Annotated in this window: 1 protein-coding gene; it reads left to right on the top strand. The window is 30.6% G+C overall.

The features are described 5' to 3' along the window. A partial coding sequence (locus KI356_RS24455) for an S-layer homology domain-containing protein (protein ID WP_212936719.1) occupies positions 1–217 on the top strand: 217 nt, incomplete at its 5' end. Positions 218–235 lie beyond the last annotated feature (18 nt).

The raw sequence follows: 235 nt of genomic DNA, 5'->3' as shown, positions 1-235 counted from the left end.
TACACAAACATTTTCATTTGAAGCGCTGCAACAGCACACATTTACAGATGTATCAAATAATTACTGGGCGAAAAATGCAATTAGTGCTTTGCAAGCTAATAATGTCATAGTAGGAACAGGGAATGGAAAGTTTGAACCAAATAAAGTTGTAACACGTGAGCAATATGCAACATTTTTAAATAAAGCTATTATTAATTTTTATTTGAAAGATGAATAACATGAAACGGAAGTTAAA

This window comes from Bacillus hominis, assembly GCF_018332515.1.
In the GTDB taxonomy this organism is placed as follows: Bacteria; Bacillota; Bacilli; order Bacillales; family Bacillaceae_G; genus Bacillus_A; species Bacillus_A hominis.
The sequence above is the reverse complement of the archived record's forward strand: the minus strand, read 5'-3'. Positions and strand labels throughout refer to the sequence as shown.